This window comes from Streptomyces agglomeratus (genome assembly GCF_001746415.1).
GTDB classification, from domain to species: domain Bacteria; phylum Actinomycetota; class Actinomycetes; order Streptomycetales; family Streptomycetaceae; genus Streptomyces; species Streptomyces agglomeratus.
The window spans coordinates 4,411,594-4,428,629 of sequence record NZ_MEHJ01000001.1 but is presented as its reverse complement, the minus strand read 5'-3'; the positions used below and the strand labels follow the sequence as shown (position 1 = coordinate 4,428,629).

Genomic DNA, 17,036 nt, shown 5'->3' with positions numbered 1-17,036 from the left:
CACTGTCCGGAACGCCCCACGGAACGCCGTCCGGAGCGCCGTCCGGAAGGCCGCCCCCCTCACCGCCGCTTTACGCCCGCCTCCTGCGCGTACTCCCCGAGCACGGCCACGCTGAACGCCGCCGCCGCGAAGACCTTGAGTGCGCGCAGCGCCGCGCCGAACGGACGGCCGGAGTGGCCGGCGGCCAGGGCGGTGGCGCCACCGGAGGGGTGGTCGAGGCGGGCGGAGGGGCCTGGGGTGAAGGTCGTTGCGCTCATGTCTCCATGATGGATACCGGACATTTCACGTACAACGGTCCAGGGGTTGAACTCCGCACCCCCCGCCTCCTCCCGCGGTCTGACGCCAACCCCTAGGGCCCGCGCCCCAGTGGCGGGCGCCGTGCCGTCCCCGCCGCCGCCCCCGCGACGGAAAACCATTGGCCCGCGCCACGGCCCCCCGACTACACTCCCCCGTCTTCCCGCCTCCCTCCGAGGAGCGCCGCCGCCCGGACGGAAACCGGCCGGTCCACGCCCGTGATCCCCTACGTGATCCCGCGCGACACCCACGTGCACCCCTCCGGAGGCAAGACCGTGCCCGCGCCCGACCCCGCCACGTCCCACCGCGACGCCCCCGCCGGCTCCGCCGACCCCCTCAGCCGCGAACGCGCCCACCTCACCGCCTCGCGCGCCGCGCTGCGCGCCATGCGCGAGGACGCGGAGGCCCTCGACATCCGCGACGTCACCGCGAACTGGGTGAATGCCGTCGTCCTCGGCGCCCAGATCGAGGAACGCATCAAGTCGCTCGCCGACCTCTCCCACACGCCGCTCTTCTTCGGCCGCCTCGACTACCTGCACGTCGTCGGCGCCGAAGAGGCCGAGGGCGCTGAGGGCGAGCGCTTCTACATCGGTCGCCGGCACGTCCACGACGCCGACGGCGACCCCATGGTCATCGACTGGCGCGCCCCCGTCTCCCAGCCGTTCTACCGCGCGTCGAAGAAGGACCCGCTGGACGTCGGCCTGCGCCGCCGGTTCGGCTACACGGGCGGCGAACTCACGGCGTACGAGGACGAGCACCTGTCCGACCCGGCGGAGGCGGAGCGGACCAGCAAGCTGCTCCAGGCGGAGATCGAGCGCCCGCGCGTCGGCCCGATGCGGGACATCGTGGCGACGATCCAGCCCGAGCAGGACGAGATCGTACGGTCGGGCCTGTCCGGCAGCGTCTGCGTGCAGGGGGGTCCCGGCACCGGGAAGACGGCGGTGGGCCTGCACCGCGTCGCGTACCTCCTCTACGCGCACCGGGACCGGCTGGCCCGTACCGGAACGCTGGTCATCGGCCCCAACAAGTCCTTCCTCCACTACATCGAGCAGGTCCTGCCCGCGCTCGGCGAGCTGGAGGTCAAGCAGGCGACGGTCGACGACCTGGTGGCGGTGCACGGCGAGGTGCGCGGCGCGGACGACGCGGACGCGGCCGTCATCAAGGGCGACGCGCGGATGGCGGAGGTGCTGCGCAGGGCGCTGCGCTCGCACGTCACCGCCGTGCCCACCGAGCCCGTGATGGTGGTGCGCGGTTCGCGCAGGTGGCGGGTTCCGGCGTACGAACTGGAGGAGATCGTCGGCGAGTTGCTGGCCCGCGACATCCGCTACGGGGCCGCCCACGACGCCCTGCCGCAGCGCATCGCGCACGCGGTGCTCGTCCGCATGGAGCAGGCGGGCGAGGCGCCGGACGACCGGGTGCAGGACGCGGTGGCGCGGAACACGGCGGTGAAGGCGGCCGTCAAGGCGATCTGGCCGGCGGTGGACCCGGCGAAGCTGGTGCTGCGGCTGCTGTCCGACGCGGACTTCCTGGCGGAGCACGCGGAGGGCGTGCTGTCGGCGGAGGAGCAGAAGCGGATCCTGTGGGCGAAGCCGGCGCGTTCGGTGAAGTCGGCGAAGTGGTCGGCGGCGGACGTGGTGCTGCTGGACGAGGCGGCGGACCTCATCTCGCGTACGCACTCGCTCGGGCATGTCGTGCTCGACGAGGCGCAGGACCTGTCGCCGATGCAGTACCGGGCGGTGGGCCGCCGCTGCACGACGGGCTCGGCGACGGTACTGGGCGACCTGGCCCAGGGCACGACGCCGTGGGCCACGGCGAGCTGGGCGCAGGCCCTGCGGCACCTGGGCAAGCCGGAGGCGGCGGTCGAGGAGCTGACGGCGGGGTTCCGCGTGCCGCGCGACGTCATCGCGTACGCGTCGCGGCTGCTGCCGGAGATCTCGCCGGGGCTGGCGCCGGTGTCGTCGGTACGGGAGAGCGCGGGGGCGCTGGCGGTGCGCCAGGTGACCGCCGCCGACCTGTCGGGCGCCGTGGTGGCGGCGTGCGCCGAGGCGCTGCGCAACGAGGGGTCGACGGGCCTTATCGCGGCGGACGCGCGCATCGGGGAACTGGCGGCGGCCCTGACGGCGGCGGGCCACGCGTACCTCTCGCCCGGCGAGGAGACGACCGCGGAGTCCCGCCTGACCCTGGTGCCGGCATCGCTGGCCAAGGGCCTGGAGTACGACTACGTGGTGCTGGACGAGCCGGCGGCGGTGGTGGCGGGAGAGCCGGACGAGCGGACCGGTCTGCGCCGCCTGTACGTGGCGCTGACCCGAGCGGTCTCGGGTCTGACCGTCGTCCACACGGCCCCGCTCCCCTCCTCCCTGACCTGACCTCACCGCCCCGGGGTAGCTGCCGGGCTCCGCCCGGACCCCGCTCCTCGAACGCCCGGACCCAGCTCCTCGCCGGGCGCCGGGGGCCGGGGCGCCGGGGGCCGGGGTCCGGACCCCGGCGCCCCCGGGCCTACCCGTCCAGCCTCGTCCGCCACTCCCGTACCGCATCGGCGGAAACCGGCGCCTCCCAGCCACCCGGCCGCGCCGCGCCACCGATGTGGAACGCGTCGATCCCCGCCGCCCGCAGCTCCGGCAGGTGGTCCAGGCGCAGCCCTCCGCCCACCAGGAGCTGCGCCTGATAGCCCGGCGCGCCCCGCCTCCCGGCCTCCGCCTCCGCCAGCAGCACCGGAAGCCCCGCGTCCACGCCCTCCGCCGCACCGGCGGTCAGGTACGTGTCCAGGCCCGGCAGCTCCGCGATCCGCTTGCGCAACGCGTCGCGGTCCGCAGCCCGGTCGATCGCCCGGTGGAACGTCCACCGGCACCCCTCGATCTCCGCCACCACCCGCTCGACCGCGACCAGATCGGGATTGCCCTCCGCGTCCAGGAACCCCAGGACGAACTCGTCCGCCCCCTCCGCACGCATCCCCTGCGCCGCCCGCACCAGCTCGTCGATGTCCCCCGCGAGGAACCCGTCCGCCAGCCTCAGCATCACGCGCAGCGGAATGTCCACCGCCGCGCGGACCCGCCCGAAGGTCTCGCGGGACGGCGTCAGGCCGTCCGCCGCCATGTCGGTGACAAGCTCCAGCCGGTCCGCCCCTCCGGACCGGGCGGCGACCGCGTCCTGCGCGTCGAGGGCGATCACCTCCAGGACTGCACGGTTGTTCATGGGACTCCATTCTCCGGAAAACGGCCACTACAGGTCTAGTCCAATCTCCACCCTAGAGCGCCCGCCGGGCCCGCGCATCAACCCACGCTTGCACAAGCGGATGGCCGGGGGTATACATGGAGCCAACAGATACCCCCCTGGGGTATCCATAGGACAGCGACCGAGGAGAGCAGACGTGACCACGAGGCCCGCCACCGTCAGCACCCCCGCCCCCGGAGCCCAGGCCGCCCCGGGCGCCGAGGTCGAACTCGCCATCGGCGGCATGACCTGCGCCTCGTGCGCCGCCCGCATCGAGAAGAAGCTGAACCGCATGGACGGCGTCGAGGCGACCGTCAACTACGCCACCGAGAAGGCCAAGGTCACCTACCGGGGCGAGGACGTCTCCGTACAGGACCTGATCGCGACGGTGGAGGCCACCGGGTACACGGCCAAGGAACCGCCCCCGCTACGCACCGGACCACAGAGCGGGGCAATGTCGGCCGCCGGCCCGGACGCACCGGCGGACCGCGCCGAGGACGACGCACTGCGCCCGCTCCGCCAGCGGCTGATCACCGCGACCGTCCTCGCCGTCCCGGTCGTGGCGATGGCGATGGTCCCCGCCCTTCAGATCGAGTACTGGCAGTGGCTGTCCCTGACGCTGACCGCCCCGGTCGTGACGTACGCCGCCTGGCCCTTCCACCGCGCCGCCTGGACCAACGCCAGGCACGGCGCGGCGACGATGGACACCCTGATCTCGGTCGGTACGTCGGCGGCGTTCCTGTGGTCGCTGTGGGCGCTGTTCTTCGGTACGGCCGGTACGCCCGGCATGACGCACCCCTTCGAGCTGACCATTTCGCGCGGCGACGGCGCCGGGAACATCTACCTGGAGGCGGCGGCCGGCGTCACCGCCTTCATCCTGGCCGGCCGCTACTTCGAGGCCCGCTCCAAGCGCAAGGCGGGCGCCGCCCTCAAGGCCCTGCTGGAGCTGGGCGCCAAGAGCGTGACCGTACTGCGCGACGGCGGCAGCCGGGAGGAGACGATCCCCACCGACCGGCTGGCCGTAGGGGACCGTTTCCTGGTCCGTCCCGGCGAGAAGATCGCCACGGACGGCACCGTCGTCGAGGGCACCTCCGCCGTCGACGCCGCCCTGCTCACCGGCGAGTCCGTGCCGGTCGAGGTCGCCCCCGGCGACACGGTCACCGGCGCGACCCTCAACGCCGGCGGACGCCTGGTCGTCGAGGCCACCCGGGTCGGCGCCGACACACAGCTCGCCCGCATGGCCAAGCTCGTCGAGGACGCGCAGAACGGCAAGGCCGCCGCCCAGCGCCTGGCCGACAGGATCTCCGCCGTCTTCGTTCCCGTCGTCATCGCCCTGGCGGTCGGCACGCTCGGCTTCTGGCTCGGCAGCGGCTCCGGCCTGACCGCCGCGTTCACGGCCGCCGTTGCCGTACTGATCATCGCCTGCCCCTGCGCGCTGGGCCTGGCCACGCCGACCGCGCTCATGGTCGGCACCGGGCGCGGCGCCCAGCTCGGCATCCTCATCAAGGGGCCGGAAGTACTGGAGAACACCCGCAAGGCCGACACGATCGTCCTGGACAAGACCGGCACCGTGACCACCGGCCGGATGACCCTCCTCGCCGTCCACACCGCGCCCACCACCACCGAGGAAGAGGTACTCCGCCTGGCGGGCGCCCTGGAGCACGCCTCCGAGCACCCGATCGCCCGGGCGGTGGCGGCCGGCGCCGCGGAGAAGACCGGCCCCCTGCCCATCCCCGAGGACTTCGCGAACGTCCCCGGCCTCGGCGTCCAGGGTGTCGTCGAGGGCCACGCGGTCCTCGTCGGCCGCACCAAGCTGCTCGCCGAGTGGTCGATGACCCTGCCCGTCGAACTGGAGCGCGCCAAGGCCGCCGCCGAAGCCGCCGGCCGTACCGCGATCGCGGTGGCCTGGGACGGCGAGGCCCGCGCGGTGCTGGAGGTCGCGGACGCGGTCAAGGACACCAGCGCCGAGGCCGTCCGCAGGCTGCGCGCGCTCGGCCTGACCCCCATCCTGCTGACCGGCGACAACCGGGCCGTCGCCGAGTCGGTCGCCCGTGAGGTGGGCATCGACGAGGTCTTCGCGGAGGTCATGCCGCAGGACAAGGTCGACGTCGTCAAGAAGCTCCAGGCGGAGGGCCGCAGCGTGGCCATGGTCGGTGACGGCGTCAATGACGCCGCCGCGCTCGCCCAGGCCGACCTGGGCCTGGCCATGGGAACCGGAACCGACGCCGCCATCGAGGCGGGCGACCTGACGCTCGTACGGGGCGACCTCCTCGCGGCGGCCGACGCCATCCGCCTCTCCCGCAGGACGCTGGGCACCATCAAGTCCAACCTCTTCTGGGCCTTCGCCTACAACGTGGCCGCCCTCCCGCTGGCAGCCTCCGGTCTGCTCAACCCGATGATCGCGGGCGCCGCGATGGCGTTCTCCTCCGTGTTCGTCGTCGGCAACTCCCTGCGCCTGCGCGGCTTCAAGGCGGCCACCGGCTGACGGCGAAGCGGACGGGCCGGCGGACGGTCGACAACGCACTCCCCCGACCGCCCTTGGGCGCGGGCCCTCACCGGCCTGCGCCCAAGGGCGGTCGTACGTTTGCCCGAGCCCGGGAAGACGCGCAGACGCCGCGCGGCACAATGAGGGGCATGAACGCCATGGCCGCCGCCCCCCGGCACCCCGCGCACGAGGACCTGGTCCGCCGCTGGCTGGACACCGTCCCGGCCCGAAGCGGGCTTGCCGCCGACCCTCGCCCGTACGCCGAGAACCTCCTCGCCCGCTGGGCCGAACCCCAGCGGCGCTACCACTCCACCGACCACCTCGTCGCGGTCCTCGGCCACCTGGACACGCTGGCCGGCCACGCGGACGACCCGGCCGCCGTCCGCCTCGCCGCCTGGTTCCACGACGCGGTCTACCGCCCCGACCGCTCCGAGAACGAGGAACGCAGCGCCGACCTCGCCGAGCGCGCCCTGGCCGAGCTCGGGCTCGACGACGCCCGTACGGCCGAGGTGGCCCGCCTGGTCCGCCTCACCGCCACGCACGACCCCGCCCCGGACGACACCAACGGCGAGGCCCTCTGCGACGCCGACCTGGCGATCCTCGCCGCTCCCCCCGCCCCGTACGCCGCCTACGCGGCAGCGGTCCGCGAGGAGTACGGATTCGTCCCCGACGCGGCGTTCCGCGAGGGACGCGCGGCGGTGCTGCGGCAGCTCCTGGAGCTGCCGACGCTGTTCCGTACGCCGTACGGGCAGGCCGAGTGGGAGGCACGGGCGCGCCAGAACCTGACGACGGAGCTGGACCTGCTCACGGTCTGACCGGCAGGCGAACAAGGCGAACCGGACCGACCGGGCCGACAGGACCGACCGGACCGACCGGGCTACCGGACGACCGGGCCGACCGGGCCGACCGGGCCGACCGGGAATGCGAGCCCTTCCAGCGGCGTTCTCCCCTGTCATGCCCGACTCCGCCGAAAAGCGCCGCGCCCGCATGCCCCTCGCCGTCTACATACTCGGCCTGGCGGTCTTCGCCCTCGGAACCAGCGAATTCATGCTGTCCGGGCTGCTGCCGCCGATCGCCGCCGACATGGACGTCTCGATCCCCCAGGCGGGGCTCCTCATCTCGGCCTTCGCCATCGGCATGGTGATCGGCGCGCCCCTGCTGGCCGTCGCCACGCTGCGCCTTCCCCGCCGTACGACCCTGATCGCGCTGATCACGGTGTTCGGCCTCGGCCAGGTCGCCGGCGCGCTGGCGCCGTCGTACGAGCTGCTCTTCGTCTCGCGCGTCGTGAGCGCGTTCGCGTGCGCCGGGTTCTGGGCGGTGGGCGCGGCGGTCGCCATCGCGATGGTGCCGGTGAACGCGCGGGCGCGGGCGATGGCGGTCATGATCGGCGGGCTGAGCATCGCGAACGTGCTGGGTGTGCCCGCCGGGGCGTTCCTCGGCGAGCACTTCGGCTGGCGGTCGGCGTTCTGGGCGGTCGGCGCGGCCTCCGCGCTCGCGCTGGTGGGTGTCGTGACGCTGATCCCGCGCATCCCGCTCCCGGCGGAGAAGCCGCGGCTCAAGCGGGAGCTGGCGATCTACCGCGACGGCCAGGTCTGGCTGGCGATCACGATCACGGCGCTGGCGGCGGGCGGCGTCTTCTGCGCGTTCAGCTACCTCGCGCCGCTGCTGACGGACGTGGCGGGCCTCGACGCGGGCTGGGTGCCGACGGTCCTGGCGCTGTTCGGCATCGGCGCGCTGGTGGGTACGACGGTGGGCGGCCGGGTCGCGGACGCGCACCTCTTCGGCGTACTGATCAGCGGTATCGCGGCGTCGACCGTCTTCCTCGTCGTACTGGCCCTCTTCGCCTCCAGCGCGGTGGTGGCGGTCGCCCTGTCGTTCCTGCTCGGCCTCTCGGCCTTCTACACGGCGCCGGCGCTCAACGCCCGGATGTTCAACGTCGCGGGCGCGGCGCCGACCCTGGCGGGCGCGACCACGACGGCGGCGTTCAACCTGGGCAACACGGGCGGCCCCTGGCTCGGCGGCACGGTGATCGACGCGGGCTTCGGCTTCTCGTCGACGGCGTGGGCGGGCGCGGCGATGACGGTGGTGGCACTCGTGGCGGCGGCGTTCTCCCTGCGCCTCCAGCGGTCGCGCTCCCGCCTGGTGGCGTCCTCGGCCACGTCACCGTTCGAGGCACCGAAGGCAGTGCACACCGAGCGAACCTGACCCCGGCCCGTGCGCCTTTGCACGGGGTCGGCGCGCCAGTCATTCGATCGTGGCACGCTGTTGAAAGCGGCTCACCGCCGCAGATCCGTCGATCTACGCTCGCCGTGTCAGGCCGCTGGAGAAGGGAGGCGCGATGACCGCCGCAATGGTCGGGAACGACCAGGTGCCTCGCCGTCGGCCGTGGGACTACCTGTTGCAGGTCTGGCGCGAGCTGGACGTGCCCGAGGGCTGGCGCGCCGAGATCGACGGAGGACAGATCGTCTTGGTACCACCGCCACACGCGCACCACAACGGCATCGCCGCCAAGGTCCAGCGCACGCTCTACCGCGACTTGTCCGAGGAGTTGGAGGTCTACCAGACCCTCGGCGTCCACATCGCCCCACTCGACAAGCTCTACGTCCCGGACCTGGTCGTCATGCCGACCGCACTGATCGCGGCAATGGACCCGGACACCAGCGACCCGGTGGACGCCTCGGAGGCCCTGCTCGTCGTCGAGATCACGTCCAAGGGCAACGCCAAGGACGACCGGACCAAGAAGCTATGGGCATACGCGCACGCGCCGGTGCCGGCGTACCTGCTGATCGACCGGTTCGACGAGCACGGCCCGACGACCACCCTCTTCACCGAGCCGCAGAACGGCGCGTACAAGCACAGCGAGCGTGCCGCCTTCGGCGAGCAGGTGCGCCTCCCCGAGCCCTTCGGCGGGCTGCTGGACACCGGCGCTTTCCCGGTCTGACGCCGGAGCGACCCGGCAGCACCCGCATTCCTACGCCGGCCGCCCCTTCGGCCGCCGCAGGCCCGCCGCCGTGATGCGGCGTACGAGTTCCTTCGAGCCCACCTCCACCGCACCGGCGGCCACCGCGTCGGCGTAGCGCACGTCGGGCACGTCGTAGTGGTCGCGTTCGAAGGCGCGCGGCGGGCACCCGATGGCGGCCGCGAACGCGTGCAGTTCCTCGAACGAGACGTCACTCACCAGGTGCGACCACATCCGGCCGTGCCCGGGCCAGGTCGGCGGGTCGATGTACAACGTCACCGCAGGCTGCCGACCGGCGCCACGATCACGGCCGCCTTCGAGCACACCCAGTGCGGATCGGGCCCCAGCTCCGGCTCGACCGCGAGCGCGTGCGGCTCCACGTCGGTGCACACGGGGCAGATCGGCCAGCGGCCGTACTTCTCCAGCAGGGCGTCCTGGACGTCCTGGGCAATCAGGCCCGTGACGAACTCCGCCCCCGCGGGCCACTGCTCCACCCACCAGCGGCGGTGCACTATCGCGTCCTCGACCAGCGACACGACGTCCGCCCGCGCCACGTCACGGGCCGTGAGGTCGGCCATGACGAGCGCGCGGGCGGCGTGCAGCGCCTGTTCCGTGGGGGAGGGAATGGGGTCCATAGAGCCATTGTCGCGCGCCGCGTGGGCGCGCAGGGGTTCCACGGCAGGGGGTTGACGGCCCCACCCGCACGAAAATATCTTTCAGGCGTGACCAATGAAGTGAAGGAAATTTTCACCGGCGGTTCCGCGAGCACGCCCACCCCGGCAGCAGGCGCGGTCGGCACGGCAGGCGCGGTCACCACGGCAGGCACCGCAGGTACGGCAGGCACGGCAGGCATCGGCACAGCTCGCACGGTCGCCCCAGCCGGCGCCCGCACCACCGCCCCGCCCGCCCCCGCCGCCCTCGCGGCCAAGGTACGGACCCTCGCCCCCTCCATGACCCGCTCCATGCAGCGCGTCGCCGAGGCCGTCGCCGCCGACCCGGCCGGCTGCGCCGCCCTCACGGTCACCGGCCTCGCGGAGCTGACCGGCACCAGCGAGGCCACCGTCGTCCGCACCGCCCGCCTCCTCGGCTACCCCGGCTACCGCGACCTGCGCCTCGCGCTCGCCGGACTCGCCGCCCAGCAGCAGTCGGGCCGGGCGCCCGCCGTCACCGCCGACATCGCCGTCGACGACCCGATCGCGGACGTCGTGGCGAAGCTGGCGTACGACGAGCAGCAGACCCTCGCCGACACCGCCGCCGGCCTCGACACCGTCCAGCTGGGCGCGGCCGTCACCGCGCTCGCCGCGGCCCGCCGCATCGACATCTACGGGGTCGGCGCCTCCTCCCTCGTCGGCATGGACCTCGCCCAGAAACTCCTGCGCATCGGCCTCATCGCGCACGCGCACACCGACCCGCACCTCGCCGTCACCAACGCCGTCCAGCTCCGCTCCGGCGACGTGGCGATAGCCATCACGCACTCCGGCTCGACCGGTGACGCCATCGAGCCGCTGCGCGTCGCCTTCGACCGGGGGGCCACCACGGTGGCGATCACGGGCCGCCCGGACGGGCCCGTGTCGCAGTACGCCGACCACGTCCTGACCACGTCGACCGCCCGCGAGAGCGAACTGCGCCCGGCCGCCATGTCGAGCCGTACGAGCCAACTCCTCGTCGTCGACTGCCTGTTCATAGGCGTGGCGCAGCGTACGTACGAGACAGCCGCCCCCGCCCTCGCCGCCTCCTACGAGGCGCTCGCCCACCGCCACGCGCCCCGCAGCAGCAACCGTTAGCCGCCGGCGGGCAAACGCCGCGCGGCCCACAGCACAGCGGCCACGCCCGCAGCGCACAGCCACTCCCGCAGTCGTACGACGAGAAAGAGCCGCACTCCTCATGACCTCGACCCGCGCGAACACGCCCTCCGCCACGTACGGCGCACTGCGCGCCCAGCTCGCCACCTTGACCACCGAGGCGTTCCGCCCCGAGCTCGCCGAGATCGACCAGCTCCCCACGGCCGACATCGCCCGCATCATGAACGGCGAGGACCGCACCGTCCCCCAGGCCGTCGCCGCCCGGCTCCCGGAGATCGCCGCCGCCATCGACGCCACCGCCGAGCGGATGGCCCGGGGCGGGAGGCTGATCTACGCGGGCGCCGGCACGGCGGGGCGGCTCGGCGTGCTCGACGCGAGCGAGTGCCCGCCGACCTTCAACACCGACCCCGCCCAGGTCGTCGGCCTGATCGCCGGCGGACCGACCGCGATGATTAAGGCGGTCGAGGGCGCGGAGGACTCAAGGGAGCTGGCGGCCGAGGACCTGGACCGACTCGGTCTGACCGCCGACGACACCGTCGTCGGCGTATCCGCCTCCGGCCGCACCCCGTACGCGGTCGGCGCCGTCGAACACGCCCGCGCCCTCGGCGCCCTCACCCTCGGCCTGTCCTGCAACGCGGACAGCGCGCTGGGCGCGGCCGCCGAGCACGGCCTGGAGATCGTCGTCGGACCCGAACTCCTCACCGGCTCGACCCGGCTCAAGGCGGGCACGGCCCAGAAGCTCGTCCTCAACATGATCTCGACCATCACGATGATCCGGCTCGGCAAGACGTACGGAAATCTGATGGTCGACGTACGCGCCTCCAACGAGAAGCTGCGCGCCCGCTCGCGCCGCATCGTCGCGCTGGCGACGGGCGCCCCCGACACGGACATCGAAGCCGCGCTCGCCGCCACCGGCGGAGAGGTGAAGAACGCCATCCTGGTGCTCCTCGGGTCCGTCGACGGCCCCACCGCGGCCGCTCTGCTCAACGAAGCGCAGGGGCACTTGCGCGTGGCGCTCCAGGCCGCGGCCGCCCGTACGGCCTGAACTGGACGCACCACCCCCGCACAGTAAGGCACCACGCACCATGACAGAGAACAAGAACCGCGCCACCGCCGCCGCGATCCTTCCCCTCGTCGGAGGCGCGGGGAACATCACCTCCATCGCCCACTGCATGACCCGCCTCCGGCTGGGTCTGCGCGACCGTGCCCTCGTCCAAGACGAGCGGCTCAAGGCCCTTCCCGCCGTACTGGGCGTGGTCGAGGACGCGACGTACCAGATCGTCCTCGGGCCCGGTACGGTCGCCCGCGTCACCCCGGAGTTCGAGGCCCTGGTCGCCGCGGAACGAGCGGCCACCCCCGAAACGGCCATCCCTGAAACGGCCACCCCCGGAGCGGCCGGCCCCGCGCCCTCCCAGGGGCCCGCCTCCCCCTCCCCCATCCCCCTCACCGCCGACGAACTCGCCGCCCAGGGCGCCGCCATCAAGGCCGAGCGCAAGGCGAGGAACGCCACCCCCGTCAAGCTCTTCCTGCGCAGGATCGCGAACATCTTCGTCCCGCTCATCCCCGCCCTCATCGGCTGCGGCATCATCGCCGGTCTCAACGGCCTGATGGTCAACCTCGGGTGGCTCCCCGCCGTCACCCCCGCGCTCGCCGCCGTCGCGACCGGCTTCATGGCCCTGATCGCCGTCTTCGTCGGCCTCAACACGGCGAAGGAGTTCGGCGGTACGCCGATCCTGGGCGGCGCGGTCGCCGCCATCATCGTGTTCCCGGGCGTCGCCAAGGTCGACGCCTTCGGTCAGACGCTGTCGCCCGGCCAGGGCGGCGTGCTCGGCGCGCTCGGCGCGGCGGTCCTCGCGGTGTACGTCGAGAAATGGTGCCGCCGGTGGGTCCCGGAGGCCCTGGACGTCCTCGTCACCCCGACCCTCACCGTCCTGGTCGCGGGCCTCGTCACCGTCTACGGCCTGATGTTCGTCGCCGGTGAGGTCTCCGCCGCCATCGGTGACCTTTCCGACCGGCTACTGGCCACCGGCGGCGCGGCGGCCGGGTTCGTGCTCGGCGGCCTGTTCCTGCCGCTCGTCATGCTGGGCCTGCACCAGGCCCTCATCCCCATCCACACCACCCTGATCGAGCAGCAGGGCTTCACCGTCCTCCTCCCGATCCTCGCCATGGCGGGAGCGGGCCAGGTCGGCGCGGCCGTCGCGGTCTACCTCCGCCTCCCCCGCAACGGCTCGGTCCGACGCACCATCAAGTCCGCGCTCCCGGCCGGTTTCCTGGGCGTGGGCGAGCCGCTCATCTACGGCGTCTCGCTGCCCCTCGGCCGCCCGTTCATCACCGCCTGCGTGGGCGGCGCCTTCGGCGGAGGCTTCGTCGGCCTGTTCAACCAGCTCGGCGACTCGGTCGGTTCCACGGCCATCGGCCCGTCCGGCTGGGCCCTGTTCCCCCTCCTGGCCGGCAACCAGGGCATGGGCGTGATGATCGCGGTGTACGCGGCAGGGCTGGTCGCCGGTTACGTCGCCGGCTTCCTGGCCACGTACTTCTTCGGCTTCAGCAAGCAGATGCTGGCCGACCTGAACGCGGACGCCCCGTCCCCCGGCGCGGACGCGGCCACCACCACCGCCACCGGCCCCGCTTCCCCGCCCACCGCCCCGGAGAAGGAACCCGCCGCGCTCTGACTCACATCATCACCACAATTCACACGGGCCACTCCCCTTTTGCGGGGTGGCCCGTTATTCTGCGCTGACGCGATCATTGGATCGTCTCGCGGGCGTCGCCCCTTCTTCCGGAATGTTTTTCCGGGTTGCCGACGCCGCCATTTGACCTGTGGGGGGTCCCGTACTTGCGCCCAGTGCGCCCTCTTTCGCATGCCGTTACGCATGGCGTCTCGCACGCCGTCGTACGCGCGGCAGCGGTCTTCACCCTCGCGGCGGGCCTGACCGTCCCCGCCCTGGTGACCGCCCCCGCCGCGCATGCCGCACCCGCTGCGGACATCACCGGCATCAGCACCTTCGACGACGGACGGCTGAACGTCGTCCTGTCCGCCCATGCCCTGTGGGTCAAGGTCGACGTCCTGGCGTCGGACCTGCCCGGCGCCCAGGTGCTCGCCTCGACCGACGACCTGACCTGGAACTCGACCGGCTCCGTCTACGGCTGGGCCACCGCCGAAGCCCCGGCCCTGCCCGAAGGCACCGCCCTCGGCGACTACCCCGTGGCCGTGACCTACCGGCTGCCCGGCGGCACGGTCCAGCGCCGCCAGGACGCCGGTACGTACAGCTACAAGCTCCGCACCGGCGTCGAGCGCGCCGCCTTCGACCGCGCGTCGCTCGACTACGACCACCGCACCGCCGTCCTGACGGGCAGGGCGACGACGTACGACCCGCGCACCGGCGAGCGCACGCCGGCCCGCGCCGGCACCAAGGTGGAGATCCGCTACACCCTGAACGGCAACGGCCACTACACGCCGGTCAGGACGACCGTCGCCACGGACGCCGACGGCGCGTTCTCGCTGACCGCCACACCCGTCGCCCCGATGACCGGCGTGGGTGCCGTCGTCGTCCAGCCGGCCGCCGACACCGACCCCGACGAGGCCCTGAGCGTCGACGCGCTCGGCATCGAGCGGACCAGGTACCGGATCACCGCGAAGCTCGGTGCCAAGCGCGTCCACGCCGGGGACTCGGTACGGGTCACCGGCCGCGCCGAGCGGCTGACGGCCGACGGCTGGAAGCCCTTCGCCGGCGAGACGGCGGTGTCCTCCTCCGACGCCCCGGACCACAACAGCACCACCGTCCGCGGGCTCATGGGCAGCGGCAGGACCGCCGCCGACGGCACCTTCGGCTACGGAGCGAAGGCCGGCCGTACGACCGACGTCCATACCTTCCTCAGGCCGAGCGCCTTCCTCCAGGAGGCGCCGTCGGCCCTCGGCTCGGTCGCCGTGCCGCAGCGCTTCAAGTTCACCGGCGTGAAGATCTCCATCGACGCGTACGGAAAGCTCCGCGCCACCGGCAAGTTCGCCGCCCCGTACTGCGAGAACGAGAAGATCGTGCTCCAGGCGTCGACGAACGGCCGTGACGGCTGGGCCGAGCTGAAGAAGGGCACCACCCAGTACGACGGCAACGGCAGCGGCTGTGCCTTCACCCTGGAAACCGGCGGGTTCGTCAGCTCGTACTACCGCGTCTCGCACGCGGAGACCGACCGCTTCCTGGGCGGCACCTCCGCGCCGGTACGGGTCGGCCGTACGGCGACCAGGTTCGCCTCCTTCAAGGTCAGCAACACCCGGCCGGCCCAGGACGCCTCCTTCACCGCGTCGGGCTCTCTCCAGAGGCACCTCGACGGCAAGTGGAAGGCGTACGGCGGAGCGAAGGTCACGCTGGTCTTCAAGCCCCGGAGCCAGAACCAGTGGTACTGGGTCGCCAAGGGCAGGACCGGCAGCGGCGGCAAGTACAGCCTCAAGGGCAGGGGTTACGAGGACGGCGACTGGGTCGTGGTCCTGGAACCCGACGCCAAGCACTTCTACGCCGAGTCCAAGAAGGTGTACGTCAATGTCCGCTGAGCGCGCACTCACCCGCACGGTCTCCCTGATCGCCACCACCGCGCTGCTGACCACGGGCACGGTCTTCCTCGGCGCGGGCACGGCCTTCGCCGACCCGGCGCCCGTCGGCATCGGCCGTGCCGTCACCGACGGCGCACAGCGCGGCCTCTTCTCCGTCAACGCCTGGACCGACGCCACCGGGGCCGACATCGTCTCCGTCTCCGCGCGGGTCCGCAGCGGCTCCGACGTCGTCACCGAAATCCCCGCGCTGGCCGAACAGTCCTGGGACAAGGGCCGGTTCCGGGTCCCCGAGAGCGCGGTGCTCAAGCTCACCGAGGACCAGGGGGCCGTCCCCGCTCTCGGCCGGTACGCCATCGACGTGACCGCCAAGGACAGCAAGGGCAACACGACCACCCGCCAGGACGCGGGCGTACTCGACTTCACCCTCACCCCCAGGCTCGGTGAGCTGAAGCAGGAGAACACCCCGAGCCGTGAGAACCCCAGGGTGCGACTGCGGACCACCCTCATGGGCGAACAGCCCGGCAGCGGCGACCTGGTGCCGCTCAAAGACGCCACGGTCACCTTCGTCCGTACGTACACGGGCGACACGCCGGACCCCGTCGCGGTGACCGCCGTGACGGACGGCTCGGGCGCCGTGACGAGCCCGGAGATCGACATCCGGGACTGGGCGAACTTCAGGGCCACACACACGGCGGACACCGCGACGGCGCACGGCTCGTCCACCACGTACGAGGGCCTGACCATCACGCCGTACCCCGTGAAGATCACCGCCAAGTCCGACAGGACGCGCCTGCTGCCCGGCGCATCGGCCACCATCACCGGCCGGGTGACGCACGGCACCGCGAACACGCCCGTCGAAGGGACCGACATACGCGTCGGCTTCCTGAACGGCGGCGCGGGCCATGCGACGCACAAGACCGTCAGGACGGACGCCGACGGCCGCTTCACCGCCGGGCTCACCGGTCCCACCGGACTCAGCCTGAGCGGCTGGAGTGCGCGGGCCGCCGAGTTCTACGTCAGCGGGGAGGCGAGCGGGAAGCTCGCCGTACCGGCCGAATCGGCGGTCCGAGGCGTACGTTCCACCCTGGCCGCGGACGGCCTCGTGACCGTCACCGGAGCGCTCGCCGCCGTCTACGACCGGGGAGCGGCCTTCAGCGAAGAGCCCGTACAGCTGGAGCACTCCAAGGACGGCAGGACCGGCTGGAAGAAGGTGGCGTCGGCGAAGACCGCGTACTGGACCGGCGAGTTCTCCCGGTCGGTCAAGGGCAGCACCGGCGGCCACTACCGGGTGCACCACCCGGCCACCGACGCCTACACCGAGAGCTTCGGCCCCTCCCACCTCCTCACCCGCACCGCGACCCGCGTGACCTCCGTGAACGCCGGTCCCGAGCCGGTGACGAAGGGCGGGACGGTCACGGTGAGCGGCGTGCTCCAGGAGAAGGCCGGGAGCGGCTGGAAGGCGTACCAGGGCAGGGCCGTCGACCTGTACTTCAAGGCCAAGGGCTCCACCAAGTGGTCGTACGTCACCTGGGGCCGGCCCGCGTCGAACGGCAGAATCACGCTGAAGACCAAGGCCGTCAAGGACGGCACCTGGACCTTCCGCCACGCCGGTGACAGCAAGCACTTCAACAGCACGTCGGGGACGGACTACGTCGACGTGCGCTGACGCCGCGTCCACCGGCCCCGAGGGCCCGAGGGCGGCACCCCCGCGAACCGGCAGGGGGTGCCGCCCTTTTCGCG

General features: G+C 72.8%; 14 protein-coding genes. 10 read left to right on the top strand and 4 right to left on the bottom strand.

The features are described 5' to 3' along the window. Positions 1-59: 59 nt before the first annotated feature. Positions 60-257 carry a hypothetical protein gene (locus AS594_RS19320; protein ID WP_069932517.1) on the bottom strand — a complete coding sequence of 66 codons (198 nt, stop codon included), beginning with the start codon at positions 255-257 and terminating at the stop codon, positions 60-62. A gap of 312 nt (positions 258-569) precedes the next feature. Here AS594_RS19320 and AS594_RS19315 point away from each other — a divergent pair, with 312 nt between their 5' ends. Then, a complete protein-coding gene (locus AS594_RS19315; protein ID WP_069930618.1) occupies positions 570-2,660 on the top strand; it encodes a HelD family protein in 2,091 nt (696 codons plus the stop codon). 130 nt (positions 2,661-2,790) lie between these two features. Here the strand turns inward: AS594_RS19315 and AS594_RS19310 are convergent, their stop codons facing one another. Then, positions 2,791-3,486, bottom strand: a complete 696-nt coding sequence (locus tag AS594_RS19310) for a copper homeostasis protein CutC (RefSeq protein WP_069928222.1) — start codon at positions 3,484-3,486, stop codon at positions 2,791-2,793. Positions 3,487-3,748: 262 nt separating this feature from the next. On the opposite strand from AS594_RS19310, the gene AS594_RS19305 reads away from it, so the two are divergent. From AS594_RS19305 to AS594_RS19290, 4 genes are all read left to right on the top strand, one after another. Beyond that, positions 3,749-5,989, top strand: a complete 2,241-nt coding sequence (locus AS594_RS19305) for a heavy metal translocating P-type ATPase (protein ID WP_069933862.1) — start codon at positions 3,749-3,751, stop codon at positions 5,987-5,989. A 149-nt stretch (positions 5,990-6,138) separates the two neighbouring features. Then, on the top strand, positions 6,139-6,804 hold the full coding sequence (locus tag AS594_RS19300) for an HD domain-containing protein (protein ID WP_107357914.1): 666 nt from the start codon (positions 6,139-6,141) through the stop codon (positions 6,802-6,804). Positions 6,805-6,976: 172 nt separating this feature from the next. Further along, positions 6,977-8,194 (top strand): Cmx/CmrA family chloramphenicol efflux MFS transporter, encoded by a 1,218-nt coding sequence (locus AS594_RS19295; RefSeq protein WP_069933864.1) that lies wholly within the window; start codon positions 6,977-6,979, stop codon positions 8,192-8,194. Positions 8,195-8,327: 133 nt separating this feature from the next. After that, positions 8,328-8,930: a Uma2 family endonuclease gene (locus AS594_RS19290; RefSeq protein WP_069932518.1), complete on the top strand. Its 603-nt coding sequence runs from the start codon at positions 8,328-8,330 to the stop codon at positions 8,928-8,930. Between the two features lie 30 nt (positions 8,931-8,960). Here the strand turns inward: AS594_RS19290 and AS594_RS19285 are convergent, their stop codons facing one another. Both AS594_RS19285 and AS594_RS19280 read right to left on the bottom strand, forming a co-directional pair. Then, complete coding sequence (locus AS594_RS19285; protein ID WP_069928219.1) at positions 8,961-9,227, bottom strand: DUF4031 domain-containing protein; 267 nt, start codon at positions 9,225-9,227, stop codon at positions 8,961-8,963. Continuing rightward, entirely contained in the window at positions 9,224-9,583 is a 360-nt protein-coding gene (locus AS594_RS19280) for a hypothetical protein (protein ID WP_069928218.1), read from the bottom strand. Before AS594_RS19280 ends, AS594_RS19285 begins: the two co-directional genes overlap by 4 nt. A 216-nt stretch (positions 9,584-9,799) precedes the next feature. Here AS594_RS19280 and AS594_RS19275 point away from each other — a divergent pair, with 216 nt between their 5' ends. The 5 genes from AS594_RS19275 (at position 9,800) to AS594_RS19255 (ending at position 16,962) form a co-directional block, all read left to right on the top strand. Beyond that, positions 9,800-10,732: a MurR/RpiR family transcriptional regulator gene (locus AS594_RS19275; protein ID WP_069930615.1), complete on the top strand. Its 933-nt coding sequence runs from the start codon at positions 9,800-9,802 to the stop codon at positions 10,730-10,732. Positions 10,733-10,832: 100 nt separating this feature from the next. Beyond that, positions 10,833-11,795 (top strand): N-acetylmuramic acid 6-phosphate etherase, encoded by a 963-nt coding sequence (murQ, locus tag AS594_RS19270; RefSeq protein ID WP_069932519.1) that lies wholly within the window; start codon positions 10,833-10,835, stop codon positions 11,793-11,795. Between the two features lie 40 nt (positions 11,796-11,835). Then, positions 11,836-13,422 (top strand): PTS transporter subunit EIIC, encoded by a 1,587-nt coding sequence (locus AS594_RS19265; RefSeq protein ID WP_069935177.1) that lies wholly within the window; start codon positions 11,836-11,838, stop codon positions 13,420-13,422. A 173-nt stretch (positions 13,423-13,595) separates the two neighbouring features. After that, positions 13,596-15,296 (top strand): hypothetical protein, encoded by a 1,701-nt coding sequence (locus AS594_RS19260; RefSeq protein WP_069932521.1) that lies wholly within the window; start codon positions 13,596-13,598, stop codon positions 15,294-15,296. Beyond that, positions 15,286-16,962 carry a hypothetical protein gene (locus AS594_RS19255; RefSeq protein ID WP_069932522.1) on the top strand — a complete coding sequence of 559 codons (1,677 nt, stop codon included), beginning with the start codon at positions 15,286-15,288 and terminating at the stop codon, positions 16,960-16,962. The genes AS594_RS19260 and AS594_RS19255 overlap by 11 nt, the downstream gene beginning before the upstream one ends. Positions 16,963-17,036 lie beyond the last annotated feature (74 nt).